General features: G+C 64.7%; 14 protein-coding genes. 9 read left to right on the forward strand and 5 right to left on the reverse strand.

All coding sequences use genetic code 11. From position 1 onward, the window contains the following. Window position 1: 1 nt before the first annotated feature. Complete coding sequence (locus JGU72_RS26100; protein ID WP_199687024.1) at window positions 2-1,171, reverse strand: DUF1214 domain-containing protein; 1,170 nt, start codon at window positions 1,169-1,171, stop codon at window positions 2-4. An 83-nt stretch (window positions 1,172-1,254) separates the two neighbouring features. Here JGU72_RS26100 and JGU72_RS26105 point away from each other — a divergent pair, with 83 nt between their 5' ends. From JGU72_RS26105 to cysC, 3 genes are read left to right on the forward strand one after another with little or no spacing between them, the layout of a single operon-like run. Beyond that, window positions 1,255-2,157: a helix-turn-helix domain-containing protein gene (locus JGU72_RS26105; RefSeq protein ID WP_199687025.1), complete on the forward strand. Its 903-nt coding sequence runs from the start codon at window positions 1,255-1,257 to the stop codon at window positions 2,155-2,157. Further along, window positions 2,154-3,071 carry a sulfate adenylyltransferase subunit CysD gene (gene cysD, locus JGU72_RS26110; protein ID WP_199687026.1) on the forward strand — a complete coding sequence of 306 codons (918 nt, stop codon included), beginning with the start codon at window positions 2,154-2,156 and terminating at the stop codon, window positions 3,069-3,071. Before JGU72_RS26105 ends, cysD begins: the two co-directional genes overlap by 4 nt. Then, entirely contained in the window at window positions 3,071-4,918 is a 1,848-nt protein-coding gene (gene cysC / locus JGU72_RS26115) for an adenylyl-sulfate kinase (protein WP_199687027.1), read from the forward strand. The genes cysD and cysC overlap by 1 nt, the downstream gene beginning before the upstream one ends. Window positions 4,919-4,922: 4 nt before the next feature. On the opposite strand, the gene JGU72_RS26120 is transcribed toward cysC, so the two are convergent. Further along, complete coding sequence (locus JGU72_RS26120; protein WP_199687036.1) at window positions 4,923-5,315, reverse strand: hypothetical protein; 393 nt, start codon at window positions 5,313-5,315, stop codon at window positions 4,923-4,925. 173 nt (window positions 5,316-5,488) lie between these two features. On the opposite strand from JGU72_RS26120, the gene JGU72_RS26125 reads away from it, so the two are divergent. The 4 genes from JGU72_RS26125 (at window position 5,489) to JGU72_RS26140 (ending at window position 9,834) form a co-directional block, all read left to right on the forward strand. After that, complete coding sequence (locus JGU72_RS26125) at window positions 5,489-6,919, forward strand: MFS transporter (RefSeq protein ID WP_199687038.1); 1,431 nt, start codon at window positions 5,489-5,491, stop codon at window positions 6,917-6,919. 109 nt (window positions 6,920-7,028) lie between these two features. Beyond that, window positions 7,029-8,432, forward strand: a complete 1,404-nt coding sequence (locus JGU72_RS26130) for a carotenoid oxygenase family protein (protein ID WP_199687040.1) — start codon at window positions 7,029-7,031, stop codon at window positions 8,430-8,432. Beyond that, entirely contained in the window at window positions 8,429-8,902 is a 474-nt protein-coding gene (locus tag JGU72_RS26135) for a YybH family protein (RefSeq protein ID WP_199687042.1), read from the forward strand. The genes JGU72_RS26130 and JGU72_RS26135 overlap by 4 nt, the downstream gene beginning before the upstream one ends. Window positions 8,903-8,976: 74 nt before the next feature. Further along, window positions 8,977-9,834: a DUF4344 domain-containing metallopeptidase gene (locus JGU72_RS26140; RefSeq protein ID WP_199687044.1), complete on the forward strand. Its 858-nt coding sequence runs from the start codon at window positions 8,977-8,979 to the stop codon at window positions 9,832-9,834. A 4-nt stretch (window positions 9,835-9,838) separates the two neighbouring features. Here the strand turns inward: JGU72_RS26140 and JGU72_RS26145 are convergent, their stop codons facing one another. Then, on the reverse strand, window positions 9,839-10,939 hold the full coding sequence (locus tag JGU72_RS26145) for a saccharopine dehydrogenase family protein (protein WP_307828611.1): 1,101 nt from the start codon (window positions 10,937-10,939) through the stop codon (window positions 9,839-9,841). A gap of 17 nt (window positions 10,940-10,956) precedes the next feature. Continuing rightward, window positions 10,957-11,529 (reverse strand): TetR/AcrR family transcriptional regulator, encoded by a 573-nt coding sequence (locus JGU72_RS26150; RefSeq protein ID WP_199687047.1) that lies wholly within the window; start codon window positions 11,527-11,529, stop codon window positions 10,957-10,959. 80 nt (window positions 11,530-11,609) lie between these two features. Here JGU72_RS26150 and JGU72_RS26155 point away from each other — a divergent pair, with 80 nt between their 5' ends. Then, the gene (locus JGU72_RS26155) at window positions 11,610-12,827 is read left to right on the forward strand and encodes an FAD-dependent monooxygenase (RefSeq protein WP_199687049.1); all 1,218 of its coding nucleotides are present in this window, start codon (window positions 11,610-11,612) and stop codon (window positions 12,825-12,827) included. Window positions 12,828-12,852: 25 nt separating this feature from the next. After that, window positions 12,853-13,317, forward strand: a complete 465-nt coding sequence (locus tag JGU72_RS26160; RefSeq protein ID WP_199687051.1) for a hypothetical protein — start codon at window positions 12,853-12,855, stop codon at window positions 13,315-13,317. Between the two features lie 5 nt (window positions 13,318-13,322). Here JGU72_RS26160 and JGU72_RS26165 read toward each other — a convergent pair whose 3' ends face one another. Continuing rightward, the gene (locus JGU72_RS26165) at window positions 13,323-14,720 is read right to left on the reverse strand and encodes an FAD-binding oxidoreductase (protein WP_199687052.1); all 1,398 of its coding nucleotides are present in this window, start codon (window positions 14,718-14,720) and stop codon (window positions 13,323-13,325) included. Window positions 14,721-15,098: the final 378 nt, after the last annotated feature.

A 15,098-nucleotide genomic window follows, 5' to 3' on the forward strand; every position in this document is an offset into this window, starting at 1 on the left:
ATTACCCCAGCATTCGGTTGGCGACGGCGGCCTGTCTCGCGGCGATACGTTCGCGAAAGTCCGCCGCCGAGATCGTGTTCGATTCGTAGTGCGGCAAAATCTTTGGTAGCGAGTCGAATTCGACGACCGCCACCGTCGGCCCGTCCGCGGGAGTCAGTGGGTCGTCGACGCGTTGCCAGCGGAATTGCAGATAGCCCCGCGCATGGCCGAGGGTCTCTATCCAGTTGGTGACGCCGGGATTGCGTTCGCTGACGACGAGCCGGATCTTGCCGTCTGGATCGACCTGCGCCTGAGTCGCGTTGAGTGACGTCTGGTGGTTGACGTAATCGAGCGAGATGTACCACATGCTGCCGAGCTGAAAGCCCTGATAGGGGACGTCGGCCAGTGGCACGGTGATCACCATGGCTTGATCGGGGCCAAGTTCGTAGTGCCCCGCTGACGAGTATTGCGTCGCCAATCCGCCTGGCGTCAAACGTGGTTCGGTCATCGTGTTGACGGGGAGGTTCAGGTAGAACCACTCGGGAAACTTCAGCCAGGTCTGCACCCTGCTGACCAGTGCCCGACCGGCGCCGGAGAAGCGCCGTTCGACCTTCTCGGGGGTCAGCGGGGACGGCGCCGAGCCGCGAACGTCGACCCGTTCGATTCGGATTGTGCCGCGAGTCTGGCGCCAGTCGCTGTAGACCTCGCGGACGACCAACTGGGCGGATCCGGGTGGGAGTGTGTAGTAGTTCGGCCGGTCGTCGGCCGGTTCGGGGCCGAACCGTACCTCGAACGAGCCGTCGTCGGCAATGGTGAGTTCTCGGTCGTCGAAGGCCGTGACGCTACCCGGCACCACTGCGGACGTGTAGCTCCCGTTGAGAATCTGGAAGCTGAGATCCGCTGTGGTACCGCGTGTTCCGGTGACGACGTATTCCGCGTCGTCGCTGATGCGCGCACCGAAGTACAGCGTGTCCGGGTTGTCCAGGCCCATCTTCGTGTACGGGCCTGTCCCGGTGACGAACGTCGGATGCCCCTTCTCCGTTGCCCATGCTGTGTGCAACGTCGCGAGGATGCCGCCGGCGAGGTATTGGTACCCGTCCAGCAGGTCTTGCTCCGTCCGGATGTGTGGCGCGGTCTCGATGAGCTTCTCGGCCTCAGCGATTGCCGCGGCGAAGGAGTCGGTCTGCTGCATGATCCTCTTCCTCGGGGCTGGTCCAAATATGTACCGACGTGGTAGAACTTCCTCAGACTAGAACGTGTTCTAAGGAGAGGTCAATGACCAGCTTCGAGAGCGGTGCGCGGCAATCGCCGCCGACCGAGCGGGTCGTCGCGGTGCTCGACTTCTTGGTCGCGAACGCCGATCGCCAGTACGGCTTGTCGGAATTGGCGCGCAAGCTCGGCATCAGCAAGCCGACCTGCCTGGGGATCGTGTCGGCGCTCACGCACGGGGGCTACCTGATGCGCGATCCCGTCGCGAGGTCCTACGGCCTCGGCCCGGCATTGGTCGCCGCGGGTCGCGCTGCACAGGAAAGCCTTGCGGCAGGACCTGTTCCGCGTCGCCACCTCGAACTGCTGAGTAGTCGTTTCGACACCACATGCAGTGCGTCCGCCGTCGTGGGCGACCGGATCACCATCCTCGAGTTGACGGCACCGCCGGGCGTAGATCCAGGTGTGAAGGTCGGTCAGGTCTATCCTTTCGCCCCACCTGTGGGACTGATGTACGTGCTGTGGGGTGGCGACGCCGCACTCGAATCGTGGCTGGCGCGCGAACCGGCGCTACCCGTACGGATCGATCGAGACCGGCTGCGGCGGGTCGTCGACCATTGCCGGCGCACGGGCTACCTCGTCGAAACTCTGACGGAAATGGGCCGCAAGCTGCACAACGTCATGGCCGGTGTCGATACGAGCAATCTGCCTGCCGAGCTCCGTGAGCTGCTGGGGGAGATGTCGTCGAGCCTGGGCGAGCGTGTCTATTTGGAGAGTGCCGACGGGTCCGCCGCCGAACATCCGGTCAGCCTCATCGCAGCGCCGACATATGACGCGGACGGCCGCCAGGCTCTTGTATTGTCGTTGCACGTCAGTGCGTGGATCGATCAAGCCGAGATCGCGCGGCGCGGCGCGGCCCTCGTTGAAACAGCAGCTGCGATTACGCATGAATCAGGTGGAGGTCGGCGATGAAAACGGGCGCGGTATACGAGCTTTCGCACCTTCGGGCGCTCGAAGCCGAGTCGGTGCACATCTTCCGCGAGGTGGCTGCGCAGTTCGAGCGGCCGGGAATTCTGTTCTCCGGTGGCAAGGACTCCGTCGTCATGCTGCACATCGCGGCGAAAGCCTTCTGGCCCGCCGCTCTGCCGTTCGCGGTCATGCACATCGACACGGGGCACAACTTCGACGAAGTGATCGAGTTCCGGGACCGTACCGTCGAGCGCCTCGGCTTGCGGCTCGTGGTGTCGAGCGTGCAGGACGACATCGACGCCGGTCGCGTCGTCGACGAGACGGGTCAGGGTGCCAGCCGTAACAGGCTGCAGACGACCGCCCTGCTGCGGGGTATCGCCGAGAACGGCTTCGACGCCGTATTCGGTGGCGCCCGCCGCGACGAGGAGAAGGCCCGTGCGAAGGAACGTGTCTTCAGCTTCCGCGACGAATTCGGGCAGTGGGATCCGCGTGCCCAGCGGCCCGAACTCTGGAACCTCTATAACGGCCGACATCGCAAGGGCGAACACATCCGCGTCTTCCCGCTGTCGAACTGGACCGAACTCGACATCTGGCAGTACATCCGCGACGAGCAGATAGCGCTACCCGAGATCTATTACGCACATCGCAGACCGGTCGTGCGGCGCGACGGAATGTTGCTGGCGCAGACCAGATTCCTGGAGCTCGGTGCCGACGAAGAGCCGTTCGAGGCAACTGTGCGTTTCCGCACCGTCGGCGACGCCACCTGTACGGGCTGTGTCGAATCCGTCGCTGCCACAGCGGAAGCGGTCGTCGAGGAGGTAGCGGCGACCCGAGTCACGGAGCGCGGCGCAACACGCGCCGACGACCGGATTTCGGAAGCGGGGATGGAAGATCGCAAGAAGGAAGGGTATTTCTGATGGCTTCCCAACTGCTGCACGTTGCGACCGCGGGCAGCGTCGACGACGGGAAATCGACGCTCATCGGCAGGCTCCTGTACGACTCGAAAGCGATTTTCGAAGATCAGCTCGCTGCCGTCGAGCGCGTGAGCGCCGAGCGTGGCGACGAACATGCCGACCTCGCGCTGCTCACCGACGGCCTCCGTGCGGAGCGGGAGCAGGGGATCACCATCGACGTCGCATACCGCTATTTCGCAACGCCCAAGCGAAAATTCATCATCGCCGACACGCCAGGCCACGAGCAGTACACGCGCAACATGGTCACGGGTGCGTCGACGGCCGACCTCGCATTGATTCTCGTGGATGCGCGTAAAGGCATCCTGGAACAGACCCGCAGGCACTCCTTCATCGCGAGCCTTCTGGGCATTCCGCACATCGTCTTGTGCATCAACAAGATGGACCTGGTCGGCTGGTCGCAAGATCGCTTCGAAGAGATTGCGGAGGAATTCCGGCAGTTCGCGATGAAGCTCGATATCCACGACATCGTGTTCATCCCGGTCAGTGCGCTGCTCGGCGACAACATCGTCTCGCGCAGTACGAACATGGCGTGGTACGACGGACAGTCCCTGATCCATCATCTCGAGCACGCCGTTGTGTCGTCGGACCGCAATCTCATCGACTCGCGCTTTCCGGTCCAATACGTCATTCGGCCGCAGCAGCAAAGTGATTCGGTATTGCACGATTTCCGCGGCTACGCGGGAACGGTCGCCGGTGGTGTTTTCAAACCGGGCGACGAGGTGGTCGCGCTGCCAGGCGGATTCACCTCGAAGGTCAAGGCGATCTGGGGTCCCGGTGGTGAGCCGATCGAGGATGCGTTCGCGCCGGCGGCAGTGTGTATCGAGCTGACGGACAATCTCGATGTGGGCCGGGGCGACCTACTCTGTCGTCCCAACAACCGGCCGCTGGTCGGTCGTGAGATCGATGCGATGGTGTGCTGGTTCACCGACGTGTCGACGCTGTCCGAGGATTCGCGCTTCACGATGCTGCACACGACCAGAAGTACCCGGGCGCAGGTGACGCGGCTCGACTACCGGCTCGATGTCAATACGCTGCACCGAGACCTGGACGCGAAATCGTTGGGACTCAACCAGATCGGGCGAGTGCAGCTGCGCGTCCAGCAACCGCTGCTCTTCGACCCGTACCGGAAGAATCGCACCACGGGAAGTTTCGTCCTGGTGGACGAGGCGACGAACAACACCGTCGCGGCGGGCATGATCACGGGGCCGACGATTGCGGCGTCGAACGTGGTCTGGCACGGCGGCGTCGTGTCACGTGGCGAACGCGCGACCAAGGGTGCCACGGTGTGGCTGACCGGCCTGTCCGCGAGCGGAAAATCCAGTGTGGCAGTCGAACTGGAACGATTGCTCGTCGCGGGCGGGCATCCCGCCTACCGCCTCGACGGCGACAATCTGCGGCACGGCCTCAACGCCGACCTAGGTTTCGGCCCGTCCGATCGGTCAGAGAACGTCCGCCGCGTCGGTGCTGTGGCCCAGTTGCTCGCCGATGCCGGCATGATCGCCGTTGCGTCGCTGATCAGCCCCTACGCCGTCGACCGCGATCGGGTCCGCGCGGCGCACGAAGCGGCGGGTCTGGAGTTCGTCGAGGTCTTCATCGATACGCCGATCGAGTTGTGCGCACAGCGCGACCCGAAGGGTATGTATGCGAAGGCGTGGGCGGGTGAGATCAAGGGATTCACCGGCGTCGACGACCCCTACGAAGCGCCGCGCCGCCCCGAAGTCGTGCTGCGTCCCATCGACGGCGGGCCGATGGAGCATGCGAAGCGAATCATGGAGTTCCTGAACTTGTGAGGATCTAGTCCGCGCTGGCGTCCAGTAGTCCGACGGTCACGCCGTAGGGCAGGAACCGGACCTTCCGCGACGGGTCCGTGTTGTTCTTGTGCGCACGTAAGGCGTCGATCTCGGTTGCGTACGCCTGCTCGACACGGGCTGTTCCGTCCTCTTCGACGATGTAGACGACCCAGACGCCGGCACTGCTCTGCTCGGGCTCCTTTTCCGGCGATTTGGGCGCAGACGCTCGCGCACCGCCGATGAGGTCGTTGAGCACGCCACCCCACCCCGCGGCGTTGTTCGTCTTGTCCACGAATCGGCCGACCATCTCGATGGCTTCGCGGATGCCCTCGCTGGCTTCGCCGAGCGCGCGATCGAAATCCTCGGGATCGATCCCGAACGGTCCGTTGTTGCTCACTTGCGGTCCTCCTGGCGCTGCGGGGTTCGTCGATGAACCCCGGTCTCTCTCCAGTGTGCAGGCAAATCCCTGTGCGCGGTTGGGGGAGTCTATGGACGCTCCAAGCGCGTACAGGGAATAGACGTACCGGGCGCCGCTGTTGCTCACAGGGTGCACACCTGTGACGCGGACTCATGACTGAGAAGTCGAGTGCCGTCGTGGACCGTCCGGCGGCCGAAGAGACCGGGCTCTCGACCATCGCGATCATCACGCTTATCGGCGGCGCATTTCTGCCGATTCTCTCGTTCTTCATCATCAACGTCGCGCTGCCGGCGATCGGCACGGACCTGGATGCGTCGAAGGCCGGCCTGCAACTGGTAGTCGGCACCTACGGCATTGCCAACGCGACCCTCGTTGTCGTCGGTGGCCGACTGGGCGACGCCTTCGGCCGGCGCCGGCTCTTTCTGATCGGCATGGCGGGATTCACCGTCTTCTCGCTGCTGTGCGGTCTTGCGCCGAACCTCCTGTCGTTGCTGGCGTTCCGCGTAGGCCAGGGTGCACTCGCGGCGTTGATGACGCCGCAGGTGCTGGCTACGATTGCCGCGGTGCTGACCGGTTCGAGCCGCATCCGGGCGGTGGGCCTGTTCGGCGCCGCCGGCGGTGTCGCTGCCGCTGTGGGACAGATTCTCGGTGGCGTGCTCGTGTCCGCAGATATCGCGGGCCTCGGCTGGCGTGCAGTGTTCTTCGTCAACGTGCCGATCGCGCTGATCGCATTGGTGGCGGCGATTCGGGTGATCCCCGAGACGAAGGCGATCGAGCGATTGCCCGTCGACGGCGTCGGCGCCGTACTGCTCGGGTCGACATTGGTTCTGCTGCTTCTGCCGCTGACCGAGGGCAGGGCACTGGGCTGGCCCACGTGGACCTGGATCATGCTCGCCGCGGTTCTGCCCTTGGCGTTGACGCTGGCAATCCATCAGCGCCGGACCGAACGGCTCGGTCGCGCCGCTCTGGTGCCACCCTCGGTGTTGCGACTGCGTGGCATGCGCATCGGGCTGACGATCGCCGTCGCGTTCTTCGGAACGTTCGGCGGGTTCATGTTCGTCTTTGCGATCGCGACCCAGGGCGAAGCCGGAATGTCGGCACTAGAAGGCGGCCTGACGTACCTGCCACTTGCGGTCAGCTTCATGATCGTCTCGGTGTACAACGCGAGACTGCAAGAGCGCTATGGCGCGAGCATCATTGCCCGCGGTTGGGCGATTCAGGCGGTCGGCTACCTTGCCTGCGCCGCCGTGGTGGCCGCAACCTGGCCCAATGTCGGACCGCTCAACATGGCGATTCCGATGCTCGTCACCGGGTTCGGTGCAGGACTGGTCATGATGCCGCTGTTCGGGGTTGTCATGGCTCAAGTTCCGCAGGAGCAGGCAGGCCTCGGGAGTGGGCTGCTGATCACGGCACAGCAGACCTGCATTTCGCTCGGCGCGGCGACAGTCGGCACACTGTTCCTGGTACTGGCCGGCACGAGCTGGGGTCAGGGTGGCGCACTCACAGCTGTCGAAATTCTGATCGCGCTCGTGTCGATCGCGGCGGTTCCAGTGAGCCTCGGGCTGACTCGCGCCGACCGCTGACGACGTCGAAAAGAGTTTGCTCGACCAGTCGTTGTGGTGCCGAAATCGGCGCTATCGTCGTTCTGTCGGGAATCAGTAACAGCGTCGACGACAGCCACGGCAGGTGCACATGAGTATCACCAAGACACACAAGATTCCACGACCGGCGCCCGTCGACATGGCGCACCACGCGCATCTGAGCGGTGTGTTCGCACCGCAGCGCCAGGAGGTCGACGTCCGTGACCTCGAGGTGGTCGGATCGCTGCCGAAGGACCTCAACGGCGCCTATCTGCGCAACGGGCCGAACCCGCGCTTCGACCCGATCGGCACCTACGTGTATCCGATCGACGGCGATGCGATGCTTCACCGCGTCGAGTTGGCCGAGGGCACAGCGCGGTACACGAATCAGTTCGTCCGCACTCCGCAGGTTGTCGCCGAGGAAAAAGCGGGTCATGTCATCTGGGCGAACGCGACAGATGCGTATCGGCCCGGAGCGGACGAAGCGGGCGATCTTGCGGGGACTGCGCGCGAGCTGCCGGATATCAATGTCGTGCGGCACGCAGGCCGGCTGCTCGCGATGGCCGAAGCGGACCAGCCGTACCGGATAGATCCGGAGACGCTGGGCACGATCGGCAGGGACAGTTGCGACGGCGCAATGGCGATCGGCAGCACCGCGCATCCGAAACTCGACCCGGCGACCGGTGAGCTGGTGCTCTTCAACTACATGTTCGAGCCGCCATACCTCACGTGGTCGGTTGTCGCCGCGGACGGCTCGGCGCTGCGCACTCCGACTCCGGTCGAAGGCGTCGATACACCGCTGATGATCCATGACATGGTTCTCACCGAGCGTTACATAGTTCTTCTCCTGTGCCCCTTGGTTTTCGATATTGCGAAGGTGTTGACCGGTGGTGCCGTTCTCGACTGGCAGCCGGATCGCGGAACCCGGATCGCGCTGATTCCACGTGCCGGTGGGCCGGTCCGCTGGGCGAGCGATGACGCATTCTGGGTGTGGCACTTCGCCAACGGTTTCGATCTTCCCGATGGCTCGGTCTGCGTCGACTACGCACAGTGGGCGTATCCAGGCGGCTTCGCGGATCCGGGGACGCCGTGCGACGGCGCGCTGGTTCGTGCGGTGATCGATCCCGGCACGGGCAAGGTGACCCGAACGGTGGTTGCGGACCGCGACGTCGAGTTTCCGCGAATCGACGACAGGTCGACAACGCAGCGGCACGGCACGATCGCGACGCTCGGAAAGGTCGCCGGACGCACCGGTGGCATGGATGCACTGTTGTTCTTCGACATGGCCGCTGGTTCGGAAACATATTGGGCACCAAGTCATGTCGCGGTCGGAGAGCCGATCTTCATGCCTGGATCGGAGCACGAATACTGGGGGATGATCGGGACCGACCGCACCGACATGTCGTCGTGGTTCTACGTGCTGCCGGCCGCGGACCCCGGTTCGGGCCCGCTGGCGAAAGTTCGACTGCCGATTCGTGTGCCCGCGGGACTCCATGGTGCTTGGCTAGCTGCATGATTCGTTGGCAAACTGCGGCGGTCTGCGCGGCGATTGCGGTTTCGGTAACTGGCTGTGGCGACGACGAGAAGACCCCTGACGAGTCCGCCGACAGGGCGGCGATCGAGCAGGCTCTCGTGCAGTGGCCGAACGACTTCAACGACCGCAACGTCGATGCCGTCTGCTCGCTGTTCGCGCCCGACACCCAGGTCGTCTACCCGGATTCGCAAGATCGTGACTACGAGGCATTCTGTGCACAGATGCACGACGTTCTCGGTCCGAGTGACAAGACATTTCGCTACGCGGCGCCCGACATCGAGACCATCATCGTCGACGGCGATCTGGCAACCGTTTCGCTGATCTGGACCTTGACTGTCACCGATTCTTCCGGCGTTGTGCTCGAGACGGTCGAGGAGAACGGCGTCGACGTCTTTCAGCGTCAGGACGACGGCAGTTGGAAGATTCGCATCTCGCACGCCTTCCCGCTGTGAGTCGCTTACGCTGATTTATCGTTCAGCGCACGAAGGGCACCACGATGCTGCACACCACTGCCTTCCGTCATACCGTGAGCTACCGACTTGCCGCCGGAGCAGTTGCCGCGTGTGCCGCAATCGCGTTGGCGGCGTGCGGTTCCGACAAGGCGGACGAGAGCGACGCGGCCAGCAGTAGTCCCACCGCAGCGGCGCAGGACGAGGAAACCTCCCGGGCACCGTCCAGTCGTACATCGCGGTACGAGATGGTCGCCTCCTACGAGGACGCGACAACACCCGAGGCGTTGGCCGGCAAGCAGCTGATGGAAGACACTCAGTTGCTCGAGCAGCTCGCCGAAACGGTGAATACCTACCTCGAACTGCCGCGCGACGTCGACGTTGTCGGCCGGGAGTGCGGCGTCCCCAACGCGTTCTGGAACGAACGCGACCACACCATTTCGATGTGCTACGAGTACACGGCGCTGTTCGTCGACCTGTTCACCGAGGACGGCGACCGGCAGCCCGCGGAGTCTGCGCTGAACGAGACGATCGCGACGTTCTTCCACGAGTTGGGGCACGCCGTCATCTCGCTCTACGACCTGCCCGCGACCGGCAGGGAAGAAGACGCGGCAGACCAGCTGTCAGCCGTGATCCTGTTGTTCGAGCGGGATCCCGAATTGCAGGCGATCATCCTCGACGACGCTCAGGCGTTCTCGATCCTCGCCGAACGTCAGATGCTCGGAGAGGTTGTGTTCGCCGATGAACACTCGCTGAATGCCCAGCGCAAGTTCAATGTCCTGTGCTGGATCTACGGCTCGGACCCGAACAGTTACGACGACCTGGTCGGTCCCGATGCGTTACCGGAAGAGCGTGCGGAACGTTGCCCCGCCGAATACGACCAGATCGAGCGTGCCTGGTACAGGCTGATGATGCCGCACCTCAAGGAGCAGTGACCCGTCAGGTCGCGCGGAGTCCGAACGATGCGCATGCAGTCCGAAGCCGCTCCAAGCCGAACGCCTCCACCGGTCCGAGTGCGCCGGTGCCGGTCACCGAATCGGCCGCCAGCTGCTGTGCGCCCCAGGCGAGTACCTCGGCGGTGAAGCCGTACACGCTCGGTCCTTCGAGGGTGACGCGGGCGAGTTCTGTTTCGTCCTTCGCATAGGCGTGGGCCGTGACAATGCAGCCGGAGCGGGTGTTGAAATCGTCGCTCGGTCCGCCGCCGGACCCGCGCAGCGTTGTGACAACCGCCTTTCGGGCGAGCGAGCGAGCACCCGGGATCTTGAGCAACGGCTGCGTGATCTTGGTTCCCGCCCACATTGCAGGCGAGGCAACGTCGCCGAGGCCCATTCCGACCCGGACGTCGCGTACGTTCGGAAAGACGCGGGGGAGCGAGTAGTGCTCGGTGCCCGAGACCGAGAAAGACGTGCGGATGCGGGAACTTTCTACGGGGTGCCGTAACAGGTCGCGACCGACGGGCTCCTGGCGGATCGCGCCGCCGCGCCACGCGAACCCTGGTTCGAGTGCGGCCTGGGCCGCCGAGGTCAGCGTTCCTTTGCTGATGCTGGTGCCCCCGCGCGTGAAATATCCGACGACGACCGACGTCGCCGCTGGCCCGGCTTCCTCGAGGGCGAGCGCTGCGGCGAGGTTTCCCGGCACATAGTCGTAGCCGAATGCTGTCAGCATTGCGATTCCCGAGGATCGGGCCGGTGCGTCCCACTTCTCGAACACGCGACGGATGAATGCCGGCTCTCCGGTGGAGTCGAGGTAGTTCGCGCCCGCATCGAGTGCTGCCTCGGCCGCGGGCTCGCCCCACCGATGGAACGGCCCGACCGTCGACAGCAACACATCGCCCTTGCCGACAAGCGCACGTACCGAGGCAGGTTTCGCAACGTCCGCGACGGCTGTGGGCAGCCCGCCGAGTTCGTCGGACAGCGACGCGAGGGCCCCGGCGTTGCGGCCGGCCAGGACCGGCTTCTCGCCCCGGCGAACCAATGCCGCGGCGGTGAGCTTGCCCGTGTAGCCCGTGGCCCCGAAGAGGACGATTCGATTGTCGGTCACCCTCGCCACGGTACACATCACCTGCCGGTCAGCACCCGCAGTGCTGCAGCAAGCTGATCACCGGTGGGCAGGCCGCCGTCGGGGTTCGTAATCCACAGCACGGCAAGACCGTTCAGCAACGTGAAGTAGAAGGTTGCGACAGCATGCGACTCAGGTTCGCCGAGTTCTGGGTGCGTTCTGCGGATCACCGCATCGATATCGGTCGCTGCATGCTCGACGGCCTCGGCCATGTACTCCCGTGACTCGGGCGAGCGATACGCGCGCAGCAGGTTTTCCATGCTTGCCAGCAGCGCTTCGGTGTTGTCGGCGAACAGAGCTCCGGCCTGCTCCCAGGTCGGAGCGAATGCGTCCGCTATCGACTTTCCAGCGCCGCAGTCCTCGATGATCGCCTCCAATCCGTCGCCCATGGCGGACCCGACAGCGTCGGTGAGTGCTTCGGTCAGCAGGCGGTCCTTCGAGCCGAAGTGGTACCCGATCGCTGCGAGGCTGACGCCGGCAGCCGTCGCAATGTCACGGGCTGTCGTGTTCGCGTAGCCGCGCTCGAGGATGCATTTTCGTGCGCCTGCGAGAAGGTCTTCGCGATTTCCCATGAGTGGAGTCTAGCGCCGACTCAAACATATGTGTTAGACATTTGTGCAAGACATTTGTACAACGATCTGCGGAGGCGGACATGACACTCGACGTACTCATCTGCGGCGGCGGAATCGCTGGCAACGCACTCGCTCTGCAGTTGGCGCGCAGCGGATTTCGGCCGACCGTCGTGGAGCGGTCGGTGACGGCACGCCCCGGCGGCCAGGCGGTCGACCTGCGCGGTCCGAGCCGCGAGGTCGCCGACCGAATGGGCCTGACGCCTGGAATCGAGCGGCGCCGACTGAACGAGAAGGGCATGATCTTTCTCGACGACCGTGGTCGCGAGCGGGTGCGGATGCCTGCCGAACTCTTCGGCGGCAACGGCGGTGTTGCCGAAATCGAGATCACGCGCGGCGACCTCAACCAGGTGCTGCTCGACGAGATCAGCAAAGTCGGCGGGGTCGATTACCGGTACGGCGAATGGGTCACCGCCGTCGCCCAGGACTCGCGTGGCGTCCTCGTGCGGTTCGCATCGGGGACGGCGCAACGGTTCGACCTCGTCGTCGGCGCAGATGGCGTGCACTCGGCGATGCGTCGCATGGTGTTCGGGCCCGAGGAGAACTTCACCGAGTACCTCGGTGGCTACATGTCGTTCTTCACGATGCCGACTCCGCGGTCTCTTCGGTCGGAGCCCGGCTGGTTCCGGATGTACTCGATGCCAGGTGCGGTGACGGCGGGAATCCGCGCGGACGTCGATGCGGCTACATCGAAAGCGATCGTGACAGTTCGCATGCCGTCCGATCCAGGCTTGCGTCGAGATGCCGCAGCGCAGCGCCGCCTCGTGCGTGCGCGACTCGCCGCCGGCGGTTGGGAGGTACCGGCGATACTGGCCGCCCTCGATGACGCGGAAGATCTGTACTTCGACGAACTCGCGCGCGTGACGATGCCGAAGTGGTCGCACGGGAGGGTTGCGCTTCTCGGTGACGCTGCCTTCTGTGGGTCGCCCCTGACAGGTCAGGGCACTGCGATGGCTCTGCTCGGCGCGTATGTGCTGGCGGGCGAACTGGCCGGCAATCCGTCAGATATCGCTCGGGCATTCGAGCGCTACGAGGCGGTCCTGCGGCCGTTTGTCGATCTCGCGCGCGAGCTACCGCCTGGCGGATTACGCGCGATGACGCCGTCGAGCCGGATTGGAATTCGCGTCGGTCAGGCAATGACCAAGCTCATGACGACGCGCCTGCTCGAACCGCTGATGACCCGAATGCTCGCGAAGACCGACGACTACGACTTGCCTGAGTACTCGCTCACGCATCAGTGACGCGAGGGCCAGTAATGTGCCCGATATGACGGCTTTGGAAGTGGTCCTGCTCGTAGTTGCGATCGTCGCCGGAGTGCTGCTCGTCGTTCTGCTCGTCGCGCGGTACGTCGTTCGCGCGATGCGTAGGAAGGGTGCCGCGACGCTCGAGGCCGAGTTCGGCGAAGGCGAAGTGCAACGCAGCGATCCTCTCGCGAACTATTTCGGCCTCGAGTCGCGCGGAGTGAAGCAGATGCGCGGCAACGGGACGCTCGTACTCACCCGGAATCAACTGTGGTTCAGGCGAATCGGTGGTAATGAGGCGCTAGAAATTCCGCTCGGAGCTGTGGTCGACGCGGACATTGCGAGCAGTCACCTCGGCAAGCGGGTCGGCCGTCCGCTGCTGCGCGTGCGTTTCGAGACCACCGCAGGCCCCGACGTCGTCGCGTGGTACGTCGGCGACGCCGAGGGCTGGGTGGGTGCAATCCAACAGGCGAAACAACTGTTGCGCTGACGAGGTCACCAGCGCGCGGCTGCCGCGAACACTCCCTTCGGATCGAATCGGTCGCGGATCTCGCGCAGCCGCAGATGGGTCTCCGGACCCCACGCCGCGGCAACACGTTGTGCCGGTGCGCCCGCGACGCCACCCGCGAAGTTCAGCAACGACCCGCCCGTACCCCACGGCGACATCGCCTCCAGTACGGAATCCAATGCGTCGGTGACAGTGTCCTCGACCTGCGGAATGTTCAGTCCGAGGGTGAACAGGCTGAAGGCCGCCGACCGCCCGGCGACCGCATTCGCAACGGCGGCAGGACGTGCCAGCGCGCCGCCCATCAACCGGATTTCGCTGAGAATCAAGGGCAATTCGCCTTCCGGACCCACGGTCTCCAGGAAGCGGTCGATTGCCTGGATCGGGAGTTCGTGCAGCAACATCGAACGCTCGACGATCGGCATCGGTTCGGTCGGATCAGCATGGATCGCACCGATGTCGGCGTACATGATCTCGGTGATGGTGTCGAGGAGTGGTGTTGCCAGGGAACGAAGTGCGGCCAAGATAGGCGTGTCGTCATCTTCCTCGTCTGTATGTGCATATCGCACGTGCAGGACGGTCTTTCCGCGGATCTGCTTCGGAAGTTCCGGCAACGGAGGCAGATTCAGTATCGCGACGGACGTGCTGACCGTTTCCGGCACCATGTGCGCCAGTTCGCGCCAGCCATGTAGCACGCGAGCGGCGTCGGTCATGGCGAAGAACAGTCCGCCGGCGCTGAGTGTCTGAATCGGAAAGAGCCGGAACGTCATTCGAGTAACGATCCCGAACGCGGCGCCGCCGCCGCGGATCGCCCAGAAGAGGTCAGGTTCGGTCTCCTGGTTCACGATGCGAATCTGTCCATCGGCGGTGACAACTTCCAGCTCGACGACGTGGTCGGCAGCGAAGCCATGTGTTCGCGCGATCGGGCCCATGCCACCGCCGAGCGTGTAGCCGACAACGCCGGCGTCAGGTGCGGAACCGGACAGTCCGCCGAGGCCGTACGGCGTCGCGGCGTCGAGGACGCGCTGCCACCGCACGCCCGCGCCGACAGTCGCTGTTCGGGCAACGCGGTCGACCGTCAGGCCGGTCAGCTGCGACGTAGTGATCATGATTGCGTCCGGCCCCGCCGGCGCCGCACCATGGCCGGTCGCTTGCACGGCTACCGTCAGCCCTGCTGCCGCCGCGACCCGCACGGTAGCGGCGACGTCGGCAGCACTCGCCGCGACGACCACTGCGGCGGGCCGATGCCGAGTCGCCGCATTGAACGCGGTGAGGGCGAGGTCGTAGCCACCGGTTCCGGGAGCGTGGACGGCACCGCCCACCACGCCGCGCAGTTGCGGGACAACGCTGTTCAGGACGGCATGAGGGTCTTCGGTATGAGCAGACATCGGATTCCTTGGGTGTCGGGATTAGCTGATGAATCCCACCCAAGTCCAACGGTCTTACCGAGCACTGACCGTTCGCTGACTGCCGTTCGTCGGCAAGGTGATCACGAGCACAAGGTGCGGTGGCACGCCGACCCGTCCCGGCGGGGCTGGTGATCACGAGCAAAAGGTGCGGCGGCGGTGGTGATCACGAGCGAAAGGTGCGGCGACGTTCGTGATCACGAGCAAAAGGTGCGGCGGCGGTGGTGATCACGAGCGAAAGGTGCGGCGACGTTCGTGATCACGAGCAAGGGGTGCGTGGTGTCGGCGTGTTGCGAACCCGTTGGTCGTGATCACGCCGGCCCGTCCCGGCGGGGCTGGTGATCACGAGCAAAAGGTGCG

It is taken from the genome of Antrihabitans auranticaus, assembly GCF_016481275.1.
Taxonomy (GTDB): Bacteria; Actinomycetota; Actinomycetes; order Mycobacteriales; family Mycobacteriaceae; genus Antrihabitans.